The sequence below is a fragment of the Prevotella sp. E13-27 genome (genome assembly GCF_023217965.1).
In the GTDB taxonomy this organism is placed as follows: domain Bacteria; phylum Bacteroidota; class Bacteroidia; order Bacteroidales; family Bacteroidaceae; genus Prevotella.
Genome location: NZ_JALPSC010000002.1, coordinates 633,684 through 657,452, shown reverse-complemented (window position 1 = coordinate 657,452; position 23,769 = coordinate 633,684). Strand labels below are relative to the sequence as shown.

23 protein-coding genes are annotated in these 23,769 nt (G+C 46.9%); 10 read left to right on the top strand and 13 right to left on the bottom strand.

Annotated features, from left to right (window positions below; genetic code table 11):
- Nucleotides 1-44: 44 nt before the first annotated feature.
- The 10 genes from M1L52_RS11680 to M1L52_RS11635 all read right to left on the bottom strand — a co-directional run bounded on the left by M1L52_RS11680 (nt 45) and on the right by M1L52_RS11635 (nt 8,956).
- Nucleotides 45-1,265: a beta-ketoacyl-[acyl-carrier-protein] synthase family protein gene (locus tag M1L52_RS11680; protein ID WP_248615181.1), complete on the bottom strand. Its 1,221-nt coding sequence runs from the start codon at nt 1,263-1,265 to the stop codon at nt 45-47.
- Nucleotides 1,266-1,299: 34 nt separating this feature from the next.
- Nucleotides 1,300-2,031 carry a 3-oxoacyl-ACP reductase FabG gene (gene fabG / locus M1L52_RS11675; protein WP_248615180.1) on the bottom strand — a complete coding sequence of 244 codons (732 nt, stop codon included), beginning with the start codon at nt 2,029-2,031 and terminating at the stop codon, nt 1,300-1,302.
- Between the two features lie 42 nt (nt 2,032-2,073).
- Nucleotides 2,074-2,712, bottom strand: coding sequence for a UpxY family transcription antiterminator (locus M1L52_RS11670; RefSeq protein WP_248615179.1), 639 nt, complete (start codon nt 2,710-2,712; stop codon nt 2,074-2,076).
- Nucleotides 2,713-2,908: 196 nt separating this feature from the next.
- Nucleotides 2,909-3,331, bottom strand: coding sequence for a hypothetical protein (locus M1L52_RS11665; protein WP_248615178.1), 423 nt, complete (start codon nt 3,329-3,331; stop codon nt 2,909-2,911).
- 165 nt (nt 3,332-3,496) lie between these two features.
- Complete coding sequence (locus M1L52_RS11660) at nt 3,497-5,980, bottom strand: hypothetical protein (RefSeq protein ID WP_248615177.1); 2,484 nt, start codon at nt 5,978-5,980, stop codon at nt 3,497-3,499.
- Nucleotides 5,981-6,001: 21 nt separating this feature from the next.
- The gene (locus tag M1L52_RS11655) at nt 6,002-6,334 is read right to left on the bottom strand and encodes a hypothetical protein (RefSeq protein ID WP_248615176.1); all 333 of its coding nucleotides are present in this window, start codon (nt 6,332-6,334) and stop codon (nt 6,002-6,004) included.
- 261 nt (nt 6,335-6,595) lie between these two features.
- Nucleotides 6,596-6,823 (bottom strand): hypothetical protein, encoded by a 228-nt coding sequence (locus M1L52_RS11650; RefSeq protein WP_248615175.1) that lies wholly within the window; start codon nt 6,821-6,823, stop codon nt 6,596-6,598.
- A gap of 35 nt (nt 6,824-6,858) precedes the next feature.
- On the bottom strand, nt 6,859-7,209 hold the full coding sequence (locus tag M1L52_RS11645) for a hypothetical protein (RefSeq protein WP_248615174.1): 351 nt from the start codon (nt 7,207-7,209) through the stop codon (nt 6,859-6,861).
- Nucleotides 7,210-7,537: 328 nt separating this feature from the next.
- Nucleotides 7,538-8,005: a hypothetical protein gene (locus M1L52_RS11640; protein WP_248615173.1), complete on the bottom strand. Its 468-nt coding sequence runs from the start codon at nt 8,003-8,005 to the stop codon at nt 7,538-7,540.
- A 429-nt stretch (nt 8,006-8,434) separates the two neighbouring features.
- Entirely contained in the window at nt 8,435-8,956 is a 522-nt protein-coding gene (locus tag M1L52_RS11635; protein ID WP_248615172.1) for a very short patch repair endonuclease, read from the bottom strand.
- A gap of 327 nt (nt 8,957-9,283) precedes the next feature.
- On the opposite strand from M1L52_RS11635, the gene M1L52_RS11630 reads away from it, so the two are divergent.
- Nucleotides 9,284-9,559: a 6-phospho-beta-glucosidase gene (locus M1L52_RS11630; RefSeq protein ID WP_248615171.1), complete on the top strand. Its 276-nt coding sequence runs from the start codon at nt 9,284-9,286 to the stop codon at nt 9,557-9,559.
- On the opposite strand, the gene M1L52_RS11625 is transcribed toward M1L52_RS11630, so the two are convergent.
- Together M1L52_RS11625 and M1L52_RS11620 are read right to left on the bottom strand one after the other, a co-directional pair.
- Nucleotides 9,560-10,330, bottom strand: coding sequence for an HNH endonuclease (locus tag M1L52_RS11625; RefSeq protein WP_248615170.1), 771 nt, complete (start codon nt 10,328-10,330; stop codon nt 9,560-9,562).
- Between the two features lie 53 nt (nt 10,331-10,383).
- On the bottom strand, nt 10,384-11,004 hold the full coding sequence (locus M1L52_RS11620; RefSeq protein WP_248615169.1) for an Abi family protein: 621 nt from the start codon (nt 11,002-11,004) through the stop codon (nt 10,384-10,386).
- A 1,238-nt stretch (nt 11,005-12,242) separates the two neighbouring features.
- On the opposite strand from M1L52_RS11620, the gene M1L52_RS11615 reads away from it, so the two are divergent.
- Nucleotides 12,243-12,740, top strand: a complete 498-nt coding sequence (locus M1L52_RS11615; RefSeq protein WP_248615168.1) for a hypothetical protein — start codon at nt 12,243-12,245, stop codon at nt 12,738-12,740.
- A 142-nt stretch (nt 12,741-12,882) separates the two neighbouring features.
- Nucleotides 12,883-12,975: a smalltalk protein gene (locus tag M1L52_RS11610; protein ID WP_248615167.1), complete on the top strand. Its 93-nt coding sequence runs from the start codon at nt 12,883-12,885 to the stop codon at nt 12,973-12,975.
- 155 nt (nt 12,976-13,130) lie between these two features.
- Here the strand turns inward: M1L52_RS11610 and M1L52_RS11605 are convergent, their stop codons facing one another.
- Nucleotides 13,131-15,290 (bottom strand): elongation factor G, encoded by a 2,160-nt coding sequence (locus M1L52_RS11605; protein ID WP_248615166.1) that lies wholly within the window; start codon nt 15,288-15,290, stop codon nt 13,131-13,133.
- A 132-nt stretch (nt 15,291-15,422) separates the two neighbouring features.
- Between M1L52_RS11605 and M1L52_RS11600 the strand changes: the two genes are divergently transcribed.
- The 7 genes from M1L52_RS11600 (at nt 15,423) to M1L52_RS11570 (ending at nt 23,742) form a co-directional block, all read left to right on the top strand.
- The gene (locus M1L52_RS11600; protein WP_248615165.1) at nt 15,423-16,619 is read left to right on the top strand and encodes a coproporphyrinogen-III oxidase family protein; all 1,197 of its coding nucleotides are present in this window, start codon (nt 15,423-15,425) and stop codon (nt 16,617-16,619) included.
- Between the two features lie 154 nt (nt 16,620-16,773).
- Nucleotides 16,774-18,429: an AMP-binding protein gene (locus M1L52_RS11595; protein WP_248615164.1), complete on the top strand. Its 1,656-nt coding sequence runs from the start codon at nt 16,774-16,776 to the stop codon at nt 18,427-18,429.
- An 8-nt stretch (nt 18,430-18,437) separates the two neighbouring features.
- Nucleotides 18,438-20,099: an AMP-binding protein gene (locus M1L52_RS11590; protein ID WP_248615163.1), complete on the top strand. Its 1,662-nt coding sequence runs from the start codon at nt 18,438-18,440 to the stop codon at nt 20,097-20,099.
- Nucleotides 20,100-20,280: 181 nt separating this feature from the next.
- Entirely contained in the window at nt 20,281-21,264 is a 984-nt protein-coding gene (locus tag M1L52_RS11585) for a Gfo/Idh/MocA family protein (RefSeq protein ID WP_248615162.1), read from the top strand.
- A gap of 31 nt (nt 21,265-21,295) precedes the next feature.
- Nucleotides 21,296-22,465, top strand: coding sequence for a DUF4421 domain-containing protein (locus M1L52_RS11580; RefSeq protein ID WP_248615161.1), 1,170 nt, complete (start codon nt 21,296-21,298; stop codon nt 22,463-22,465).
- Entirely contained in the window at nt 22,458-23,351 is an 894-nt protein-coding gene (locus M1L52_RS11575; protein WP_248615160.1) for an N-acetylmuramoyl-L-alanine amidase-like domain-containing protein, read from the top strand. Before M1L52_RS11580 ends, M1L52_RS11575 begins: the two co-directional genes overlap by 8 nt.
- 7 nt (nt 23,352-23,358) lie before the next feature.
- Nucleotides 23,359-23,742 (top strand): YkvA family protein, encoded by a 384-nt coding sequence (locus M1L52_RS11570; protein ID WP_248615159.1) that lies wholly within the window; start codon nt 23,359-23,361, stop codon nt 23,740-23,742.
- The last annotated feature ends 27 nt before the right edge of the window (nt 23,743-23,769 follow it).

The window sequence follows — 23,769 nt, the reverse complement described above, 5'->3', positions numbered from 1 at the left end:
GAGGTAGGATTAGAAGTCTAAAGTCTGTAGTCTAAAGTCAAGCTCTATAGTCTCTTTATCACGAGGGCCGAGTTTGTGCCTCCGAATCCGAAGGAGTTGCTCAACACAGTCTTTATCTCTGTGTCCACAGTCTTTGTGGCGAGGTTAAGGTTTGCCGAATACTCGTCGGGCTCCACGAAGTTGATGTTTGGTGCCACGAAGTTGTTCTGCATCATTATCAGCGAATAGACAATCTCGCTTGCGCCTGCCATCCAGCACTCGTGTCCAGTCATAGACTTGGTGCTCGATATGAGGGCGTGCTTGCCTGTGAACAGGCGATCCAGCGCCATTGCCTCATACATGTCGCCCTGCTGTGTGGAAGTGGCGTGGGCGTTGATATAGTCTATATCGTCGGGCGTCACTCCTGCATCCCCCATGGCGCGTGTCATTGCCACGAAGCTGCCCACGTCGCTTGGCTGACTGATGCCACCTCCATTGCTTGAGAAGCCATATCCGCACACCTCTGCCAGGATTGTTGCTCCACGCTTCACGGCATGCTCATACTCTTCGAGCACAAGGGCAGCAGCACCACCGCTGGGCACCAGTCCGTCGCGTGACTTGTCGAATGGGCGCGAGGCCTTCGTTGGGTCATCCATGCGTACTGAGAAGGCGTTGAGCGCGTCAAACGACGACATGGCGTATTTGTTCACTTCCTGTGCACCGCCGCAGAGTATCATGTCCTGCAGGCCCTGCTTTATGAACATATAGGCCAGACCTATTGAGTGAGAGCCGCTGGCACATGCCGAGCTTACTGAGAAGTTCACTCCACGCAGGTGGAAGATGGTGTTCATGTTCATGTTCACCGTCGAATTCATGCCCTGGAAGATAAGACCTGAGCCTATCATCGCCGAGTCGTGCTTCTCTGCCATGATGCGTGCCGACTCTACCACGGCGCTTGCCGACGAGTCGTTGCCGAAGATGACACCCACCTCGTTGTCCAACAGATACTGGTCATCAATTCCTGCCATCTGGAATGCTTCGCGGCTTGCCATGAACGCATACTCGGCCTCCTCTGAGAGACCTGTGCGTGTTCTGCGGTCAAGGAGTCCCTTCAGCTGTGGGCGCTCCACGATGCCTGTCAGTCCTGAACGGTAGCCATAGTCCAGACGGTCTTGGTCGAGGCCAATGCCCGACTTTCCATTATAAAGCGACTCTTTCACCGCTTCCATGTTTGTGCCGAGGCATGACCAGATGCCTGCGCCAGTAATAACAACTCTCTTACTCATGTTTATCTGTCTATTATTTTATTTTTCCTACCTCTCACGTATACAGTCCTCCGTTTATCGAGATGACCTCTCCCGTGATATATGCGGCGCTGTCAGATATGAGAAACTTCACCAGCGCGGCCACCTCTTCCGGACGTCCGAAGCGCTTCATTGGCACGAGCTGCTTCAGTTCGTCCTGTGGCAGTTCCTTCGTCATGTCAGTCTCTATGAATCCAGGTGCCACGGCGTTCACCGTCACTCCGCGCGGAGCCGTCTCCAGCGCCAGCGCCTTCGTTGCTCCTATGAGTGCCGCCTTTGCAGCACTATAGTTCGCCTGCCCCTGCATGCCCTTCAGTCCTGAGAGCGACGACATGTTCACTATTCGTCCGCCATGCTTGCGCTGCATCATCTTCGGCAGCAGCTTGCGCGTCACGTAGAAGAAGCCGTCGAGCGAGGTGTTTATCACCGCGTGCCAGTCCTCCTCAGGCATCATGAACATCACGTTGTCGCGACGTATGCCCGCATTGTTCACCAGATAGGCAATATAGTCGTCGGGGTGCTGGTCTTCCCAATTGCCAAGGGCAGCCTCCACCTCGTCCACCTTACTCACATCGAAACGCATCAGCTCAGCCTGTCCGCCACGAGCCTCTATCTCGGCTTTCACCTCGAGGGCAGCATTCTCGTTCGACTGGTAGTTAACAATCACGGGTATTCCCATCTGTGCTATCTCCAGACAGATAGCTCTGCCAAGTCCTCGCGAACCGCCTGTTACAAGAGCGTACTTCATATTCAATAGTTTATTTTAGTTTAGGTTTTGATTAAGTTTTCTTTATGGTTCGAGTTTCTCTATGAAAGCTGTGGGTATGTAGGCCGTGGAGACGAGTCCCACCTGCGACAGCGTGACTATTACTCGCTGCTGACCCGACACGCGCGCCACCTTGCCTTCCACGCCTTTGAACACGCCATCTATCACCCTCACCATCTCGCCGCTCTTGTAGTGGCACTGCGACGGCTGTACGAACAGCAGATGCTCGTTCATGCTGCATGTGGCACGTATGAAGTTGTCCATCTCACTCGTGGTCACCGTCAGCGGCGGGTTCTTCTGTCTGTCATCCAGCTCGAAGTGATTGTAATAATAGGTGATAAAGCTCAGCTCTGGCGTCATCTTCACATATTCGTGGGCTTTCTCCTCCGTGATATATGCAAAAAGAATGTTAGGAATAAGGTTTTCCAGCACCCTCTTCCTCTTTCCCTTAACGAACTTCACGGCATTGCGCTTAGCAATATATACAAACGAGCCATCATTTTCCATATACTCTCGTGCACGGTCTTCACGTCCGTAGGAAGCACGAAAGACGAACCATTTCTTACTTGGGTCATGAGCATATTCTACCGACACCCCTATTTGTAAGCTATCTGCTTCGGGGATGGCATCGGAAGACGTTCCAACGCTTGGAGGATTTATCATTTTCTCGCCTCGTCGAGATGTCACATTAGACAATGTGCTCATAAAATGGTGTGCAAAGGTACTACTTTTCCGCCGACTGACAAAATAAAAACACACAAAAAAAAGACATTCGTCTTCACATATACAACAATGGGCACCTCTTACCTCTTACCTCTTACTTCTCACTTCTCACCTCTTACCTCTCACCTCTCACTTCTTACCTCTCACCTCTGCACATCTCCCATCCTCTGAGCATGGCGAAGAGGTCGAAGCCTTCCCAGCCGCACTCCTGCAGGGCCATTGCTGCGCCGAGCATCATCCAGCGTGAGGGCTGTTCCGAGGGTATGCCCAGTGGCTCGTCTGGCAGCATGCCTGTGAGCCTACTGACGTTCTCTATATACGCCTTTGTGTTGTTCTCCACTGCTGGCGCCCATTTCGTCACTATGCTCCTTATGGTGTAGAGCCTGTACTTGTGGTAATAGGTTCGTGTGAGCAGGTAGAAGGCTGCTCGCCACCCATATTCCATTGTTTCAAACTGCGCAAAGCTTGCGTCTGTCTGTTGGGCTCTGAGGCCCTTCCACTGATCCTTACTTCTGCGAATGTTCAGCGGATTATTATTTCTTATTCCTCTTACAATCATTTTATCATCTATCGAATTTTTAAAATCTCCCCTCCCCTCGGGCGCTCGGCGCTTGCGACGCTTTGCTTGCAAAGAATGGGAAGGGGTGGGTTATTGATTTTTACAAATGCAACTGCGTAACTGCGTAACTGCGTTGGCAGGGACGATGCCCTGCCCGCAGTCACATCAAATCATCACAGTTCCAGTCTTTTTGTACTTAGCTTTGGTGGTGCCGTTCTCCACAAACTCATCCACCTTTTCTATTAATCCATCTTTTATCAGACGGAACACCCTGGCGCGAGCCGAGTTGTTCTGCGCCAGTCCAAAGCAGCGCATCACATCATCGATGGTAAACTCTTCTGGCAATCGGCTGAAGGCCTCGTAGGTCTTCTGCCTTCGCTGCACGTTCACGCTTGCATCCTTCAGCTTGTTGTCAAAATAGGCCTCTGCCATAGCTCCAAAGTAGTGGCGCTGACAGGCATACTGGATGTTCACTATCAGCTCAGCCAACTTCCAGTCCACCTCGTCTGTCTCGAACTCGCCACACCAGTACTGGCCGTCCTGCTTCATCTTGTCCCAATGGCGCATCACGATGAATGGAGCAGCGAAATTCAGGCCATGATATGCACAGCGCTTTAGCAGCATCTCGTCAGCCTTTGAGTCATTCTCTGCTGCATCAGCCATCCTTCGTGCCGTCCAATCGTAGAGTTCATCTACAATCTTCTGAACTGAGAGCTCACCCTTCATCCTGTCCAGCTTCTCTGCCCATTCCTTCAGGCGATTGTCGCTGTCATAGTCAACGGTACTCTCGCGACTCATCATCTGGAAGTTTGTAGCTGGCAGAGGGATGCACGTCAGGCGAGTAGCCAAACCAGAACCAAAGTTCTGCTCGTTCACCATCTTCTTCAGAGCGATAGGTGTGCCTGTATAGATGAAGTTCCATATCACATAGAACTCCTGGAACACGCTATCCACATTCGAGTAAGCCTGACCATCTTCCTCGTTATGGAAAGCCTTCAACTGTAGCGCCTGCTTGTCTATGTAGGCACCACCCTTCTGAAGCGACAGCGTGTTGTCCAGCTCTGTGTCAAATGTCAGCATGTGCAGCTGCATCGGCTCACCGTTCACCTCTTCTACAGCGTTCACCATGTCCTGAATGAACTGGGCATTAGAGGTTCGCGCTGGGTGAATCCTTACCACCACCTTTGGCTTCTTAGGCTTCTCCTTGTTAGCGCCCTTTGTGCGCATCTGTTCACGATAAGCATTTATGGCATCCTTACCCACTTTATCAGCAGCCACGATAGGTGAAGCCAACAGCTTGAACAAGCGAGTTGCAAAGCTCTTACCACTTGCAGGGTCGCCAATAATCAGCGTCGAGTTATTCAGCCTGCGCAGCTCCTCAGGGCGATGATAGAACCTGTAGGTACAGCGTGTCATCAGCGTCATCATCAGTCCGCCAGCCACGAACAGCGCCGCAGGATATTGGTTTTTCTTCAGCCCCTTGCAAATGTCCTTCAATAGCGGAAAGTCCTTGCTCAGTTCCTCAATCTCAGCGCCCCATTCCCACAAGCGCTGATTCATGTCCCCCTCAGAATTGCACAGCGGCGCTCGAGCTTGCTCGCTTGGCTTGCCAAGAACCGACCCTACTGTGCACTTAATATCCAGCGCATTGAGGGTGTTGCGCAGACGCGCTGGAAATCCGTTGAACTCCGAACTCAGTGCGCTCTTTATCTTCGCCCGCTTCTCTTCCAATGGAAAACCGTCGTAGCATGGAATCACCTGGTCGAGCCACTCGAAATTTCTGCCGCAGATATGCCTCAAGTCGCACGCCAACTGATAGGTCAACGTGTCCCTATCACCTTGCGTAGGCTCATAACCGCTGTTGTTCACCTCCCAGTACTTCTTTAATATAGCAGTAAACGGAATGCCGTGATAGTTGTCCGGATAGGTATTTCCAGAAGGTTCAAACTTCACATCTTCTTGTGTCCCTCTAGTAGCAAGCGCCTTCTTACTTCTCACATCAGACATCTCATCTTCCTCCCACGGCTTATAGTGCTTATTTGCTTTCTTCGCTCCAGCAGGCACCTGCTCCTGTCCTCGCATCACGCGCACCTTCAGCATGTTAAACTCTTTCTCGCACTCTTCAGCCGTCATGGGCTCTTCAAAGAGACAATCATCCAGATAAGGCAGGTCTTCCTCGCTGCCGCTGGTCGAGAACACCACCCTCTGCAAGTCCTTCGCCGAGGTGTCCATCTCCAGTTGCAGAATCGTTGCCACGCGCACCTGATTCTCCAGTATCGTTGTGCCCCTGTGTCGCTCGCACACCAAGTGCCAACCGCCACTGGCGCTTCGTTCCAGCATCTTCAGACCTATCTCATCCTTTTTGCTCAGGATCAACTCTTTGGTCTGTTGCGAATGTTCACTTCCATAGCAGTCCACATCGTGGAAGAAGTAGCTGCCTATGCTCTTACAGCCAGCCAGGGCACCCTCTACATGTCCTATATTGTATGCCAGCTGCAACAAGCCAGGCTTGGCCGATGCGTCACCCTGTCGCACCTTTGCCAGCGTGTCAACGTTCGCCTTCGAGTTACGCAGCGCCATCAGCTCCTCGCGGTTCTTTACTGGGAGGGCAAACTTGCGCTTGCCCTCGTAATAGATTTTGTATATCATAATGAATCAGCATTAACTCGGTTAACAAAACTCTATTAAGTCCAGTTCTCTGTCTATCAGAGCACTCTTAGCATCTTTCGTATGCTCCTCCAGCAACCCCATTACTTTAGGCGTACTATATTCCTTGGGGAAACTGCCGAACACCTTTATGCGCTCCATTGACTCCTTCACCCAGCCCCAAGGCAACTTCTTCACCAGTAGGTCTTTTTTACGAACATATGGCTTTCGATTGTATGCCTTAAAGGTTAGTTTACCTGTGTTCTCATCTACATACAGAACACCTTCCACTCGCTTGCCATTCACCAGTTGGTTCAACAACTCAATGGCGTTTAAAACAAAAATATACTTTTTCATAATCGATTCGAATTTGTGAGCTTTGGAAAGCGATGTGTTTTTCAGTTGAGCTCAATTTCTATCCGGATACTTTCCCACTCGCTCATCCTCCGACTCGGTTATTTACTTTTTTACATAGAAACAAATTATCCTAATTGATTTTAATTTGGTCCACAAATTATTCTAATTAGTATTTTACTTGGAATTTTTATTAAAATAAATTCGTGGATAAAATTCGTTTTAATTATATAAATTCGTTTCTTAAAAATCACTTATTCGTTTTTAGTAAATCACTATCTCTTTAGTTTCTCTGAGGCGCACCACCCCATCTCCTTTTCCAGCGTTTCTCAGCCCGTCGCTCATCTGCCACTGCCTGCACTTGAACATCTGCTGAACCTTTAGCATCATCAAGGCGCAGACCCTCGTACCATCTTTCTTGACACACCTGTGCTGGCACGAAGCACAAATCTTCTTCACCTTGATATAATAAGCATTAAACACCATTTTCATTTTACGTTTTAATTTAAAAGTTTTGTTTTTCTTTCCTAACCAATATTCCTTGCGTAGCGCATCATGTTTATCAGTCTCAGGTCATGACGTGGCTGCATCCAGGCATCGCCCTCGAACAGCTCTTCCAGCTTGTTCATGTACTCACGACATTCTGACCCTACAGCCCATAGCGTGCCACACCTCACATAGCGTCTCACCATAGCCAGCGCCACCTGTGCCACCACTAAGGCGTTGATGCCAGGCTCCTGTTCGTAGATCAGGTCCATAATGGCGCTTGCCATAATTTCAGCCTCTTTCACCGTTTGAGCACCTTTTCTTGTGCCCAGTCGCATGGTGTTGCTCACATCGCATACACCTTGCGCAAATGTTCTAACATTATTATTCATTACATGTTTTTGTTTTACGTCGCACCCTGTAATGCGACCTTTAATTAGTTAAAGTTTTTACTCGCATAACATTTATACCTGTATCAATAAGTCAAAGACCGCAACAGCGAGTGAAGAACCAAACTTGTTTGAGCTCTTCCGAGCGCCTAATGTTTTCGAGGTGTAACCTCAAAGAACGAAAAAAGCACCGTCAATCAAGGCGCTTGTCCTTGTTGACGATGCAAAGGTATGGGCAAAAAAAAGATGGCTGAAACAGTTCCAGCCATCGGTAAATGTATTTGTAAAGAAGTAAAGGTTTTTGTAAAGGTCTTGGTAAAGATTTGCCTATCTATGACAACTCTTCTATGCTCTCTTTAAGTTTATCTACTAAAGTCATCGTTCTGTCCAATGCTCCATTTTCTTTCCATCGGTTTATAGGCAGATTGTAGTACTTGTTATTCTTGAAAGCCATCTTCAATGTTCCTGCAGGACAATGATAGTTACGCTCAAAGTCGTATGTACTGTTTTCAACTTCCCTTTCAAACTGCGACATACTGCCTGAATACTGGAAGTAGTCCCTCATCACGCAGTACAACACCGCGTAGGAAGCCTGTCCCCAAAAATACTGTTGCGTGTTTCTTATTATCTCTGTGTAGTTCTGCTTGCTCTGCAAGTCATTCTCTTTATTCTTGTCGTAGTGTTCCTCGCCACTTTTCGACATATTACCATTTATTACGATGTTGTGGATGGTGGCACCCTGTAAGTTGTAGTAGATACCACCTAAATGCTGCCCTATGGGCAAGTCTGCTAATTCCAAGTTTTTAATTATTGTGGTTAAGAAGGTTCACTAAAAAAGGAGAGCAGGCACCTTTAGAAACAACATCGATTCATTAACCGCCTAAAGTCATTACACGAATGCCGTAACTGCCGAATGCCCACGTCTCCAAGACGTGAGCAGGCAGACAATCTACTCGTGATTTGACTTTTAGAATTTAGGCGGTTCTAGAATCTTCGAGAAAGCTGTCTAAGCTCTTTTTTTATGGATTGCAAAGGTAGTAACTTCTTTGCTTGTTACCAACTTTTCTTATTCCTTTTGTTACTTTATTTTTTATTCGCTGATTGATTTTTCCTATAAATAGTTTTATACGTTTGAATATTGAGTATTTTAATACCACGATATTTGTGAACACGAAACTTTCATTCGTTATGTCAGGGGACACCCTGAAACGATTGTCCCTGCTGTGCTTCACTCTTCTGCCGCCATCGGCATCTGCATATTCTCTTCCTCATGTTGGAGATATGGAACCCTCTTGGCACCATGATCCTGCAACCATATATGGTTCAACGTAAAGGCGATGGAGTCCAACATCTGCTCTCTCTGTTTAGGCTTCAATTCGCATTCCCAAATGGTGATACAATGCCAGCCCATTTCAGCCAGTTTACGTTGCTCCTCCTTATCACGCTCCTTATTTCTTCGAATCTTCGCCACCCAGAATTCATGGTTAGTACTTGGAATCTTGCAGCAAACAGAACTCTCCATTTTCTTTGAATCCACATTGTGCCCATGCCAGAAACAACCATTGATGAAGATGCAAGTCCTGTACTTCCTTAGTACCAAGTCTGGATGTCCAGGCAGCCGTTTATGATTTAAGCGATATCTAAAACCACGTTTCCACAATCCACGTCGCACAATCATTTCCGGCTTCGTATCCTTATTGTGAATCGCCGCCATGTTCTTGTGTCGCTGTTGTGGAGTGAGGTGGTCCATAATCTAAAGTTTTATGCAAAGTTATGAATTTAATCTGGATTTCTTAACAAAGCCGGTAAAATCTTAAAGAATGCCGGATTTTTTTGATAATTCACCACGCCGGAGTATCTTTGCGGAAAAAAAATGGAGTACAATATCAAAAAAGAACAATCCGTAGAAATGTGCCAGAGTTTTGTCTCTGTGGTTACAAACAAATGTATTGAGAAAGCCGCTGAACAAAGAGAACGAGTCGAAGTATCCGTAATCTAACCCCACCTTGCAGAATTAAGTCGTCGTATCAGCATTCGTTTTACAAAGGATGGCGATGCAAACATTAACATTGGCCCTTTGAAAAAAGATTCAAGTAGCGAAAACAATCTATGGCAATTCATTGGAGAATATTTACCAGATTATTATCATCGAGATGATGTGTTGCGTTCGGATATTTTATGCAGATACTTAAACAACGAGGACGTTGACGAGAGCGATTTGCAATGGATATATCAAGAATTTGGTTCCGATAAAACCAAGGTGCAAGAAGCATTAGAACGTCTCGATATGGAATTGGCTCACGAGGCTCTTCTGAACTGGCTTGAGAGCCATGAACCTGATAGCTGGAAGTGATTATTTTCTTTGCCTGTATGCCTCGAAGTGTTGGGCCAGAAAATCTTGTTCTGGCGCAAACTTTTCGGGCATAATAATATGCCGTCCTTGCAAGTCACGAAGATACTCTAACGTCGTTTCGTCCTTGGTACCGCTTAGCATCTCATCTGACAGTATAATCTCGTAGTCAGGTGTAATAGCTATCAGAAACTTATCGTAGGCTCGATGAAAAGTGGGAGTCATGCAAAGCCCGTTCTTAGGGTTAGTGCGATTATTCTCATCGTCGGCCCAACCTGATATATGGCAAGCCTCCAACAACGGTGTGTTTGTGATTCCTGTGATGCAACACTGGTTAAGATATGCCGTCAGCACTGCATCGCGGAAGAATTGCTGGTTTACCCTCTGTCTAACTATAACTTCTCTCTCACGTCCTTGAGGAAGTTTTTGTATGTCAACATCCAGTGTATCTTCAACTTTCTTTCCTGCCCTTTCTGCAAATAGTCGTTCACTTTCAAATGCCAATTTATCAAGGTTGCCCCAAAACTCTTGCCATATTGGTTTCTCTGCAGAACTACCATGCTCCAAACCTGTAATGTAATTTGCCTTCAAAGAAGGATCAAGGCGTCCGAAGTTGCCTATTTTCATTTTCAACGCAGTAGGTGTCCTGCCTATCAGTGGAGCATATTTCTGGATTAGGGGATGTTTCTCCTTCACGTCCTTGAATGGTATCTTGAAATACACATTCAAAGCCATAATCAGCTGCTCGCGTGTCCACAGATCACTTCTTGCCATTGTATTTGTAGGGTTTTATTACGTTTAAGCGAAAAAGATTTGTGTTTTCTTATTCACCTGATGCTATCTATTTTGTCCAAAATTTCATCAGGTTTCTCTACCCACTGAATCACATCGTCAGGATGCTGGCCCATCGAGTCAATGTACTCACAGATTAATTGATAGTGCCTACGAGCAAAGTCCGTACTGATGTTGCCATAACCATCGAAGCATATTGGTTCATGATGAGCAATGCGGTTACGAAACTCGCGGATATGAGTGAGGTCTTTGTAAACATCAGCCTGGTTCTTGCCTTTACGCTTGTTTGGGAATATTTGTAGGAGCGTTTTACCGCCTCGCTTGTAATTCTTCTTTGTAAAAAGGAATGTCCAGAACCCCATCGTAAACGATGCCACCATTTTATCATTACTATAGATGCTATGTTTTCTGAAGCCGACCTCATTTTCTCGTATCATATCCTTATCGTCAGCCAACAATTTTCCTGCATCGGCTTGATTGACAATCCAATCCGGGTCGGAATAATAGGTTGCATAGTGTTCATTGATAGCGTTCCTCAGCATAACCTCGAACAAATTCAAAACACCATAGAACCGCTGACAAAGTCTGAGATTGTAGCGATACAGCTGCATGGTCTTCCGCTTGTCGCCAGCGCAAGCATTCTGATATTTGCACATTCTGGGCACCGAATAAAGCTTTTGACTCGTTTTAGAGTCCATTTCTCAATAATTTATCTTAATTTTTTGTCGTTTTTCTTGCAAGTTTCATTTTTTCTACCTATATTTGCAGCGTAAGACCCCGTTGTCCCTGCTTTCGCATACTTCGGGGTTAGTGTTTTTTTATAGGGCGAACCTGAACTCATTATTCGCCATTCATACATCTGTTACCTCTTCAGGTAGTTCTGATATTTTAACTTCTGTTGTTGCCATTTTTCATTGTATACTTCGACCTGCAAAGATACAAACAATTACTGAGAAAAAAGTGATTAAAATCTGAAATTACATATTATTTAATTAATAGCTGTTCCCCAACCTTTACAAATAGCCAAGCACACAGATAGTTTCACCAGCGAGACAATTGGCGTTCTTCGAGTTTATGAAAAAAATGGAATAATGATAAACTTAAAATAATCGCTAAAATACTTGCTACTATCAGAAATAATGTCTATCTTTGAAGCGTGAAAGGAAACGATTTCCTCCCGCTGAAATGATAGAGTAGCACCGTAATCGGGTTAGCAAATCAGTTCAGCGGTTTTTTATTTCCGGGTTGACAAGGGGGTTGACAAGGGTTGACAAGGGACTGGTACCTGTCATATTCAGATTCCTCATATTTGGTCTTTAGTGTTTATGTGATGCAAAGATAAACATAAAATCCAGCTCTACCAAATATTTCTAATGCAAAATCTACACGCTGTGACGCAGTGACGCAGTGACGCAGTTGCATTTGGTATATTTAGATAGCGACTAAAAGAGAAGAAAAAAAATTATATTATATATTATATAATAATAAATTATATAATATATAATATAAAAAATTATTACCGTTTATTTTGACACTTCTCCGAACCCAAATGCAACTGCGTCACTGCGTCACACCCATACTGAAAAAGTTGACTCGCTCGTCTGGAAAAGTTTGACTACTTTCCTGAATAGGTTTACTTTTTACTCTAATACAGCAGGCAACATCCCCATTTTAACATTTGAAATAAATTTGAGATAAATGAAAAGAATCCTTGTTTGGCGCCCAAGAATTTAGTACCTTTGTACTGTGTTTAGGATGCATCACAAAGACACACAAGAGTGTTTAGAAAGAACGCACGCGGCGTTTAGAAAAAACACCGCCAGCAATCAGGAAGAACGCTCACGAGAGAACTCAAACTACTTAAACAACTTAAACCTTTAAACTATTAAAAACTATGGGAACAATTACAATTAAGAAGTATCAGAACACAAACGAGAAGCTGACAAAGTGTTACGGCAAGTGGTATGGCAAGGTGCTCCACCGCGGCACGATGGGCACCGATGAGCTGGCCAACCACATCATGAAGCACGGCTCTGTGTATACCGACGACGTGGTGCTGGGCGTGACACGCAAGCTGATGCACTGCATAGCAGAGCAGCTGGCAGAGGGCTACAAGGTGAAGCTCGACGGAATAGGCACGCTCTACCTCGGCGCCAGCTCCACAGGTGCGGACAGCTCCGAAGACTTCGACATCTCGAAGAACATCACCCGCATAGGCGTGAAGTTCCTCGCCGACCAGAGCAAGAACAGCATCTACACCGCAAGGGTGATGCGACAGAGCAACACGCTCACCACGAAGATTGGTCTCGAGGGCGGATATCTGGTCGACGGAAGCGGAAGCGGCAACAGCAATGAGACGCCGAACCCAGGGGCAGTGGAAGAAGAGCCTTAAAACCTAAAACCCACCCCTTCCCTCCCGAGGGGAGGGGGATGAGTTAGAAAAGAACGCGAGAAAAAAATCCGTGAAATCCGTTGTTAAAAAAGAAGAACGCGAGAAAAAAATCCGTGAAATCCGTTGTTAAAGAAGAAAAGCTATGAAGAAAGAAACGTGGAAATTTATTTTGCAGACACTTGCGGCAATACTTACCGCGATAGCAACAAGCCTCGGAGTGCAGAGTTGCATGTAGCCCCACCCTTCCATTCTTGGACGAGCCAAGCGTCGCAAGCGCCGAGCGCCCGAAGGGAGGGGGATGAGTTAGAAAGAAAACTAAAGCCTATAGTCAAAGAAAGCGGCGCATCCATGATGGACGCGCCGCTTTGATTATAGATTGAAGATGGAAGATTAGTCTTCATCCTTGAGCTCAGCCTCGTGCTCCTTGATGAGCTGCTGCTGGATGTCGTTAGGAACGAGCTCGTAAGAAGCGAACTTCGTGGTGAACGATGCACGACCGCCAGTGATAGAGCTGAGGGCTATAGAGTAGTTAGAGAGTTCCTTCAAAGGAATCTTTGCAGAGAGCTTCTGATAGCCAGCCTCGCTGTCCATGCCCATGATGATGGCACGACGGCCCTGAAGGTCAGACATCACGTCGCCCATGTAGTCGGCAGGAACATATACCTCGAGGTCGTAGATAGGCTCGAGAACCTTTGGACCTGCCTCGCGAAAGGCTGCTGAGAAGGCATTACGTGCTGCGAGCATGAACGAGAGCTCGTTAGAGTCAACTGGGTGCATCTTACCGTCATAGACGATGACGCGAACGTCGCGAGCATAAGAGCCGGTGAGTGGGCCCTGCTCCATGCGTTCCATGATACCCTTCAGGATAGCTGGCATGAAGCGCATATCGATAGCACCGCCTACAACAGAGTTGATGAACACGAGCTTGCCGCCCCACTCAAGGTCTTTCTCTTCCTTAGACTTGATGTTCATCTTGAACTCCTGACCATTGATGGTGAACGATGTGGGATCGGGCATTCCGTCGGCATAAGGCTCAACAATGAGATGTACCTCGCCAAACTGACCTGCACCACCCGACTGCTTCTTGTGACGATAGTCGGCACGTGCCATCTTTGTGATGGTCTCACGATAAGGAATCTTTGGCTCGAGATAGTCAATCTTGATCTTCTCGTTGTTCTCCATGCGCCACTTCAGGGTGCGGAGGTGGAACTCTCCCTGACCGTGAACGATGATCTGACGGAGCTCCTTAGACTGCTCAACAACCCATGTGGGGTCTTCCTGACGCATCTTGGTCAGAGCAACCATCATCTTCTCAGTCTCAGCCTCGTTCTGAGCCTTGATGGCACGAGAATACTTAGAGTTAGGATACTTGATGAAGTCATAGCGCCACTCGCAGTCCTTGCCATTGAGGGCATTGCCTGTCTTCACATCCTTCAGCTTAACGGTACAGCCAATGTCGCCTGCCTTCAGCTCGTCAACAGGAATACGGTTGGCACCTGCGCAAGCATAGATAGTGCCCAGACGCTCCTTAGAGCCGCGGTCAGCATTTGTGAGGTCATCGCCAGGCTTAACAGAGCCGCTCATAACCTTGAAGTACTGAACCTCACCAATGTGTGGCTCAACGCCTGTCTTGAAGAAATAGAGCGATGTGGGACCTGCAGCATCGGGAGTAATCTCTTCGCCACGAGTATTGCGAATCTTTGGCATCTCGCTAACGAAAGGAACCACGTTGCCAAGGAACTCCATAAGACGACGAACGCCCATGTCCTTGCCTGCGCAGACGCAGAATACAGGGAAGATGCTACGTGTAACCAAGCCCTTGCGGATGCCTTCACGCATCTCGTCCTCAGTGAGGCTCTCGCTCTCGAAGAACTTCTCCATCAGGGTATCGTCGTTGGCAGCAGCAGCTTCCACGAGGGCAGCATGCAACTCCTTAGCCTTGTCCATCTCCTCTGCAGGAATCTCCTCGATGATTGGAGCGCCACCCTCAGGTTTCCAAGAGTACTTCTTCATCAGCAGCACGTCGATGACTGCATTGAAGCCAGCACCAGTAGCGATAGGATACTGAACAGGAACGCACTTGTCACCATAGATTTCCTTCATATTGTTCAGAAGGGCATCGAAGTCGCAGTTGTCGCGGTCGAGCTGGTTGACAAGGAAGATGACAGGCTTCTGCAGCTTGTCGGTATAACGGAAGGCGTTCTGTGTGCCTACCTCTGGACCATACTGGCCATTAATCAAGATGACTGCCTGGTCGGTAACGTTGAGAGCGGTGATGGCACCACCCACGAAGTCGTCAGAACCCGGACAGTCTATGATGTTCAATTTCTTGTTGTTCCACTCCACATGGAAAACGGTTGAGAAAACGCTGTAACCGTATTCCTGTTCTACAGGGAAGTAGTCACTCATGGTATTTTTGGCTTCTACGGTGCCACGGCGCTTGATGATGCCAGCCTCGTAAACCATTGCCTCGGCAAGTGTAGTCTTGCCGCTACCCGCACTGCCAAGCAATGCAATGTTTTTGATCTCGTTTGTCTGATAAACTTTCATAATCTTTATGGTTTTAAGTTATAGGTATTATTTACTTGGTTTCGTAAACGGCACTAAAATTAGACATTTTCCGTGTAATCGCCAAAAATAACTTGGAAATATTAAACAAAATTAGTACTTTTGTAGCCATCTATGGCAGGATTATACATTCACATACCATTTTGTAAGAGCCGATGCATCTATTGCGGCTTCTACTCCACAACGTCGCTGGAGCTGCGACAGAGGTATGTTGACGCCTTGTGTAAGGAGATGGAAACAAGGTGCACCAACGAGAATATGAGGTTGGATACCGTCTATCTGGGAGGCGGCACTCCCAGTCAGCTCACAGGAGAACAGCTGCGCCAGCTCTTTTTATATATAAATAAGGTGTGGTTTCCAACAAATCCTCTCACCTCTCACCTCTCGCCTCTCGCTCGGCGCGAAGCGACGCTTTGCTTGCAAAGAACCTCTCACGAAATCACCATGGAATGTAATCCTGATGACGTGACTGATGACTTTGCAGAGCTGTTGTCACAACTGCCTGTGAACCGTGTGTCAATGGGTGTTCAGACATTCAGCAACGAAAGACTGAAGTTTCTGCATCGCCGTCACTCGGATGAACAGATAGCCATTGCCGTAGAAAGGCTTAGGAAAGCGGGCATTGGCAACATAAGCATAGACTTGATGTATGGCTTTCCAAAAGAGACGCTCAGCGACTGGCACAATGATGTTGACGCAGCGATAGCTCTCGATGTGGAACACATCTCTGCCTATTCTCTAATGTACGAAGAAGGAACATCGCTCTACAACCAACTGCAGCGAGGATTGGTGGAAGAGATTAGCGAAGAGACGAGTCTGCAGATGTATAACGACCTCATAGACCGTCTCTCAGCAGCTGGCTACGAACACTACGAGATTAGCAATTTTGCAAAGAAGGCTGACAGCAACGGACAATCGTTTCGCTCAAAACATAACAGCAGCTACTGGAACAAGACCCCATATATAGGACTGGGTGCCGCTGCTCACAGCTACGACGGAGACAGGGCGAGACGATGGAACGTGGACAGCGTAAAACAATATATAGAAGGTATAGAGAAAGGCTGTCCGCAGTTCGAGGAAGAACACCTTGACGATGACACTCTCTACAACGAACTTGTAATGACTTCACTTCGTACGTGCGAAGGACTGGCGCTGAACAAGCTAACCGATGAACAAAGAAATTACTGCATCAAACAGGCTGAACGATTCATCAATGACGGAATTTTGATCAACCTTGACAACCGCCTTGTGCTTACCAGAAAAGGATTGTTTGTGAGCAACATGATAATGAGCGAATTGATGAAAGTTTGACTGGGCAATTACATTATTCGGATAATATGTTCTGATATTCCACAAATAATTATTATCAGAATAAATATAACAGAAAACAACAAAATATTGCACAAAAAATTTGTCAATGTGCAGCAAAATAATTACCTTTGCACAAATTTTTGATTAATGTGCAATGGAAACCGGTTCAAGTTTCAACCAATATATCCAAAGGGCTATCCTTCAATACTGGGATGCCGACGCATTGACTGACTATCAGGGTCAGACACTTCAGTATCACGATGTGGCTCGCAAAATAGAGAAGCTGCACATCATGTTTGACAATTGCGGTATCAAGAAAGGTGACAAGATTGCTATTTGTGGACGCAACTCAGCACACTGGGCTGTTACTTTCTTAGCTACGCTGACTTATGGAGCAGTAGCAGTGCCGATACTTCATGAGTTCAACGCAGAGCAGATACATAATATCGTGAACCACTCGGAATCACGCCTGCTGTTTGTTGGTGACTTCGTAGCAAAAGAGATTACACCTGATGAAATGCCGAATCTTGAGGGAATTATTAACCTTCCCGATTTTTCGTTGATGGTATCTCGCTCAGAGAAGCTCACCTATGCCCGTGAGCACCTGAACCTGATGTTCGGTTCGAAATTCCCCAAGGCTTTCCGCAAGGAGCATGTGAACTATCATGAAGACCAGCCGAACGAGATGGCACTCATCAATTATACAAGCGGTACCACAGGATTCTCAAAGGGAGTAATGCTGCCCTATCGCGGACTGTGGGGCAATGTTGATTTCTGCATACGACGTCTTGGAAAGCACGTTAAGCCAGGCTCTCCTGTGCTCGACATTCTTCCAATGGCACACATGTATGGTCTGAGCATTGAGTTCCTGTTCGGATTCTGCAACGGCAGTCACCTGTTCTTCCTAAACCGTCTGCCCTCTCCTACCCTCATCGCTAAAGCCTTTACCGACATAAAGCCGGCAATAGTAATATCAGTACCTCTGATTATCGAGAAGATTATTCGTAAGAAAGTGTTCCCCATGATTCAGAGCAACCGCATGAAACTGCTGTTGGCTATGCCTGTAGTTTCAAAGAAGGTGAAGGAGAAGATATGCGAGCAGGTTTATGAGGCATTTGGCGGAAGGGCTTACGAGGTAATAGTAGGCGGCGCTGCACTGTCTAAGGAGGTGGAGCAGTTCCTTATGTCTATTGGCTTCCCCATCACCGTTGGATATGGTGCCACAGAGTGCTCTCCGCTCATAAGCTATCGCGACTACAAGGAGTTTGTGGCTGGCTCATGTGGCAAGGCTATTGACAACATGGAAGTATGCATAGCAAGCAATGATCCACGCAACATACCAGGCGAGATTCTTGCACGAGGAACAAACGTGATGCTTGGCTACTACAAGAACGAAGAGGCAACACGCGAGACGCTCGATGCTGACGGATGGTATCACACTGGCGACCTGGGAACAATGGATGCCGATGGTAACATCTTCATCAGAGGACGAATAAAGAACATGCTTCTTGGTGCCAGTGGACAGAACATCTATCCAGAGGAGATTGAAGACAAGCTCAACTCAATGCCAATGGCTTCAGAGAGCCTCGTAATACAAGAAGGTGAGAAGCTGGTGGCACTCGTTTATCCTGATCAGGACGAGCTGATGAACTTCTCTGAGGAAGAGATGGAAAACATCATGGAGCAGAACAGGAAAGATCTGAACGAACAGTTGCCACAGTACAGCAGACTGTCGGCTATTCGTCTGCATAACGAGGAATTTGCCAAGACTCCTAAGAAAAGCATAAAAAGATACCTTTATCAAGCATAAGATATACTATGGAACAAATACCAAGTTTTAATGAGCTTATTGAGAAATCGATAATTGACAACTGGGACGCTGACGCGCTTACCGACTATAAGGGACAGACGCTTCAGTTCCATGATGTGGCAAGAAAGATAGAAAAGCTTCATATTCTCTTTGAGAACTCTGGCATTGAGAAGGGTGACAAGATAGCGCTCTGCGGACGCAACTCCAGCCAGTGGGCAGCTGCATTCCTGGCAACGCTCACATTCGGAGCAATAGCTGTGCCCATACTTCATGAGTTTATGCCAGAGCAGATACACAACATAGTAAACCATTCCGATGCGAAACTGCTATTCGTAGGCGACCATGTAGCAACGATTATTGACCCACTGCAGATGCCAAAGCTGGAGGGTATTGTCAACAACACAGACTACTCTCTCATGGTTTCACGTTCTGAGAAGCTCACATACGCAAGAGAGCATCTGAATGAGCTCTACGGAAAGAAATTCCCAAAATATTTCCGCAAGGAGCATGTAAGCTACTATCATGAGCAGAGTCCCGACGAGCTGGCTCTCATCAACTATACCAGCGGCACCACGGGCTTCTCTAAGGGTGTAATGCTACCCTATCGCGCGTTGTGGTCAAACTACGATTTCGCATGTTCTGTTCTTGGAAAGATTATCAATAAAGGCGATAATGTCATTTCCATTCTCCCGATGGCTCACATGTACGGAATGGCTTTCGAGTTTATGTATGAGTTCCTTCACGGATGCCATACATTCTACCTCAACCGCACACCGTCGCCTGCCATCATAGCTCAGGCATTCGCCGATATTAAGCCACGAATCATCATCGCCGTTCCATTGGTGATAGAGAAGATTATACGCAAGAAGGTATTCCCCAAAGTGCAGAACAACCGCATGCGCCTTCTCCTCGGTATGCCAGTTATCTCAAAGAAAGTGCGTGAGATGATTTGTCAGGAGGTGGTAAAAGCTTTCGGTGGCGAGATGTACGAGGTAATCATAGGAGGTGCAGCCTTCAATCAGGAAGTTGAGCAGTTCCTGAAGAAGATAAACTTCCCATACACCGTAGGCTATGGCGCAACGGAATGTGCACCTATCATCTGCTATTCTGACTATCACGACTTCATGCCTGGCTCATGCGGACGCGCCGTTAAGCACATGGAGGTTAAGATTGACTCCACAGATCCGGAGAATATTCCAGGCGAGATTCTTGCACGTGGTCTCAACGTTATGCTTGGCTATTACAAGAACGAAGAGGCAACAGCTCAGACCATAGACAAGGACGGATGGTACCACACTGGCGACCTCGGAACAATGGATGCCTACGGAAATGTGTTCATCAACGGACGTTCGAAGAACATGCTTCTGGGAGCCAATGGCCAGAACATCTATCCAGAGGAGATAGAGGACAAGCTCAACTCTATGCCAATGATTGTGGAAAGCATCATCGTGCAGCGTGAGAACAAGCTCGTGGCTCTTGTACATCCCGACTTCGACGAGGCTCACAACCTGAACTTCTCAGATAAGGACCTCGAAAACATAATGGAGCAGAACCGCAACGAGCTAAACCAGCAGCTTCCTGCCTATGAGAAGATTTCAGAGGTTGAAATCTACAAGGAGGAGTTTGCCAAGACACCGAAGAAGAGTATCAAGAGATATCTTTATAAGTGAAAAGTGCGCTCGGCGACGATAGGAGACGCTTGCTACCGTAGGAACGCAAGAAGAGTGAAGAATTAACGTTAACAAAGTATAATAAAGATTCCTAACTCTTAACTCCTACCCCATAACTCCTAACTCTTTTGTACCTTTGCAATTATTTCAAATTGGAACAATTGCAAAGGTATTTGTTTGTATGAAGATAATAAAATGGGGATTCATTGGCTGTGGTGAAGTCACAGAGAAGAAGAGCGGTCCTGCATTCAGCGAAGTAGAAGGTTCTACCGTTGTTGCTGTAATGAGCCGTTCGGAAGAGAAGGCACGCTCCTATGCTGAACGTCACGGCATATCTCGCTGGTACACTGATGCCCAGATGCTCATTGACGATCCTGAAGTAAATGCCGTTTATGTAGCAACCCCTCCTTCGAGTCATGCCACATTTGCAATAATGTCAATGAAGGCTGGCAAGCCAGTATATGTGGAGAAACCGCTCGCCGCCAGCTATGATGACTGCTCACGAGTGAACCGCATAAGCGAACAGACGGGAGTACCCTGCTTCGTGGCATACTACAGACGCTATCTGCCCTATTTCCAGCGCGTCAAGCAGATTGTTAATCAGGGAACGATAGGACAGGTGATAAACGTACAGATACGTTTTGCTGTTCCACCACGCGAACTTGACTATTCAAACTCAGAGAATCTCCCCTGGCGCCTGCAGCCAGATATTGCAGGCGGAGGTTATTTCTATGACCTTGCTCCCCATCAGCTTGACCTTCTTCAGGAGATGTTTGGTGTCATACTCGATGCTCACGGCATCTATGCCAACCGAGGACATATCTATTCTGCCGAGGACTCCGTCAGCGCTATATTCAGATTCGAGAACGGGCTGCCAGGCTCAGGCTCGTGGTGCTTCGTTGCCCACGACTCAGCAAGGGAAGACAGTGTTCAGCTCATTGGCGACAAAGGGTCGGTTCGTTTCTCTGTCTTTGACTATGCCCCAATAGTACTTCACACCAGCGAAGGCACAGAACATATCGAAGTGCCAAATCCTCCGCATGTTCAGTTCCCACTAATCAAGAAGGTCGTTGAACATCTGCAGGGACGCGGAGTGTGCGACTGCACCAGCGTGTCAGCAACACCTGTAAACTGGGCAATGGACAGAATCTTAGGTAAGTTCTAATCAATCATAAACAGGACAGCCACAGCACACAATGAAGAAACTCTCAATCAACATATCGTTCATATTTGCATTCATGCTGCTATTCTCGACAAAGGCGATGGCGGATGAATTGCAAGGCGAGAATGCTGTTTCTGCCGACATAGCGACTCAGGAGCTGAGCAACGAAAGTGCCGACACCACTACACATAAGAAATGTAGCGTTCTTGACTGGGCAGCACGACTCGTGAACAGCTTCGACGATATTGACGAGAGATATATCGAGCCCAACCACTATCTCTTCACCGTGATGCTGCAGGGCACCCATACCTACGACTTTTTCACCATCAAGAGCAACGATACTAATGGCCAGTCCATGAACTTTGCACCCGACGGAATGTTCAAGGTCGGTCCTTACGTTGGATGGAAGTTCATCTTTGGCGGATATACGTTTACGATAGGTCATTCGAGCTACGACAAGACCAAGACAGAGTTTGACTTCAGTTTCTATACTTCGCGTTTGGGCATAGACCTTTTCTATCGCAGAACTGGAAGTGACTACAAACTGCGCGATGCTAATCTCGGAAAGAACATTAACACCCAAGCACTTGACAGAGTGCCATTCGACGGCATTAGTGCAGGCATTTCGGGCTTTAATCTCTATTACATTTTCAACCACCGCCGTTTCTCCTACCCTGCTGCCTTCTCGCAGAGCACATGTCAGAAAATAAGCTGTGGCACGTGGCTCGCAGGTATTGGCTACACCCGTAACTCACTAGACCTGGACTACGACAAGCTTCAGACGCTCATTGACCAGCGTCTTGGCGAGAATGTTGTAAAGCTCGACTCAGGACTGAAGTTCAAGTCAGCACAATACTACGACATCAACATCTCTGCCGGCTATGCCTACAACAGGGTCTTTGCCAAGAACTTCCTGTTCTGCGTCAGCGGACAGATGGCATTAGCCTACAAGAGGAGCGTAGGACGAACGGCAGGTCTTACTGACGATAACCACTTCTCGTTTTCGAAGCTCAATCCCAATGTCATAGCACGCGTCGGCATTGTCTATAACAATACCGTCTGGTATGCAGGAGCGAGTGCTATAGTCAAGTCGAACTACTACTTCGACTCACGATTCACAACCAATAATACGTTTGGTAACACGAATATCTACGTGGGCTATAACTTCGGACTGAAGAAGAGATATAAGAAACAAAATGAATAGAACGCTTATAATAGTATTGCTGATGCAGCTCGTTATGTTTGGGGCTGATGCACAGACGAAAGCCTGCGCATGTGCTTGCCGTGCTGAATCAGCAACCTATACAAAGGCTGACAGCACCCTGATTGTGAGGCTTTTGAAAGAAGCGCGTTCACTCGACAAGAAAACAAACATCACGCTCCATTTCGCAAATAAGTTTATCGGCATACCTTATGTTGCCCACACGTTAGAGGTCAACGACGAGGAGCGCTTAGTTGTCAACACACGACAGCTCGACTGCACCACGCTTGTGGAGACCGTTACTGCACTCACCCTTTGCCAAATGAAAGGCGACACGACCTTCAACAACTACAAAAGAGCTCTGACCAGACTGAGGTATCGCAATGGAAAGCGCGATGGATATACAAGTCGTCTTCACTATTTCAGCGACTGGATAAGAGACAAGCAGGTAATGGGCATAACGACAGAGATACAGATGCCTAATCCTCCGTTTACAGCTCTACAGACGGTGAAAGTGAGCTACATGAGCAATCATCCCGACAGCTATAAGGCTCTGAAAGCCAATCCTGAGCTGGTGAAAGTCATCGCAAGTCAGGAGAAAGCACTGTCAGGCATCACAGCACGATATATTCCCAAATCGCAGGTTAGCAACACGAAGGTGATGCGCGACGCAGTAAAGGATGGCGACATCATTGCCATCACCTGTTCGAAGCCTGGTCTTGACATTGCCCATCTTGGATTTGCCGTCTGGAAGAGTGATGGTCTTCACCTGCTCAACGCGTCACAACTGCACAAGAAGGTTGTTCTTGAACCAATGACTCTTGGACAGTATCTCTCAAAACATCCCTCACATACAGGAATAAGAATAATAAGAATAAACAAAAACTAAAGTTGATATGGAATTACCCGATTTTATGAATTATGGCAACAAGTTCTCTCAGAGTGACTTCGTTGAAAAAATCTCAAGAGTAGCAAAGCGTGCAGGTTCTAAGCTTGTCTATGCAGCACTCATACTGTACTATACTCTTCAGAGCGACAAGACTAGCCTCAAGGACAAAGCTATGATTGTAGGCGCATTAGGCTATCTCATCAGCCCAATCGATGTGATGCCTGATGCCATTCCAATCGTTGGTCTCAGCGACGACCTTGCCGTGCTCATTTATGTATTGAAAGCAGTTTGGTCTGACATAGATCCTGAGATTCAGAAAAAGGCAAAGGCTAAGCTGAACGAATGGTTCGATGACGATGAGATTTCAGAGATAGACAGACTCTTTGATTAATTTCGCGAGAATTAATTCGTAGATTGA

What these genes read in the sequence shown, in the direction of transcription:
- M1L52_RS11585 (WP_248615162.1), top strand. Translation starts at nt 20,281, where the DNA reads ATGAAGATAATAAAATGGGGATTCATTGGCTGTGGTGAAGTCACAGAG.
- M1L52_RS11610 (WP_248615167.1), top strand. Translation starts at nt 12,883, where the DNA reads ATGAAGAAAGAAACGTGGAAATTTATTTTGCAGACACTTGCGGCAATA.
- M1L52_RS11670 (WP_248615179.1), bottom strand. Translation starts at nt 2,712, where the DNA reads ATGATAAATCCTCCAAGCGTTGGAACGTCTTCCGATGCCATCCCCGAA.
- M1L52_RS11580 (WP_248615161.1), top strand. Translation starts at nt 21,296, where the DNA reads ATGAAGAAACTCTCAATCAACATATCGTTCATATTTGCATTCATGCTG.
- M1L52_RS11575 (WP_248615160.1), top strand. Translation starts at nt 22,458, where the DNA reads ATGAATAGAACGCTTATAATAGTATTGCTGATGCAGCTCGTTATGTTT.
- fabG (WP_248615180.1), bottom strand. Translation starts at nt 2,031, where the DNA reads ATGAAGTACGCTCTTGTAACAGGCGGTTCGCGAGGACTTGGCAGAGCT.
- M1L52_RS11605 (WP_248615166.1), bottom strand. Translation starts at nt 15,290, where the DNA reads ATGAAAGTTTATCAGACAAACGAGATCAAAAACATTGCATTGCTTGGC.
- M1L52_RS11650 (WP_248615175.1), bottom strand. Translation starts at nt 6,823, where the DNA reads ATGAAAATGGTGTTTAATGCTTATTATATCAAGGTGAAGAAGATTTGT.
- M1L52_RS11660 (WP_248615177.1), bottom strand. Translation starts at nt 5,980, where the DNA reads ATGATATACAAAATCTATTACGAGGGCAAGCGCAAGTTTGCCCTCCCA.
- M1L52_RS11615 (WP_248615168.1), top strand. Translation starts at nt 12,243, where the DNA reads ATGGGAACAATTACAATTAAGAAGTATCAGAACACAAACGAGAAGCTG.
- M1L52_RS11625 (WP_248615170.1), bottom strand. Translation starts at nt 10,330, where the DNA reads ATGGCAAGAAGTGATCTGTGGACACGCGAGCAGCTGATTATGGCTTTG.
- M1L52_RS11655 (WP_248615176.1), bottom strand. Translation starts at nt 6,334, where the DNA reads ATGAAAAAGTATATTTTTGTTTTAAACGCCATTGAGTTGTTGAACCAA.
- M1L52_RS11635 (WP_248615172.1), bottom strand. Translation starts at nt 8,956, where the DNA reads ATGGACCACCTCACTCCACAACAGCGACACAAGAACATGGCGGCGATT.
- M1L52_RS11600 (WP_248615165.1), top strand. Translation starts at nt 15,423, where the DNA reads ATGGCAGGATTATACATTCACATACCATTTTGTAAGAGCCGATGCATC.
- M1L52_RS11665 (WP_248615178.1), bottom strand. Translation starts at nt 3,331, where the DNA reads ATGATTGTAAGAGGAATAAGAAATAATAATCCGCTGAACATTCGCAGA.
- M1L52_RS11620 (WP_248615169.1), bottom strand. Translation starts at nt 11,004, where the DNA reads ATGTGCAAATATCAGAATGCTTGCGCTGGCGACAAGCGGAAGACCATG.
- M1L52_RS11595 (WP_248615164.1), top strand. Translation starts at nt 16,774, where the DNA reads ATGGAAACCGGTTCAAGTTTCAACCAATATATCCAAAGGGCTATCCTT.
- M1L52_RS11645 (WP_248615174.1), bottom strand. Translation starts at nt 7,209, where the DNA reads ATGAATAATAATGTTAGAACATTTGCGCAAGGTGTATGCGATGTGAGC.
- M1L52_RS11590 (WP_248615163.1), top strand. Translation starts at nt 18,438, where the DNA reads ATGGAACAAATACCAAGTTTTAATGAGCTTATTGAGAAATCGATAATT.
- M1L52_RS11570 (WP_248615159.1), top strand. Translation starts at nt 23,359, where the DNA reads ATGGAATTACCCGATTTTATGAATTATGGCAACAAGTTCTCTCAGAGT.
- M1L52_RS11680 (WP_248615181.1), bottom strand. Translation starts at nt 1,265, where the DNA reads ATGAGTAAGAGAGTTGTTATTACTGGCGCAGGCATCTGGTCATGCCTC.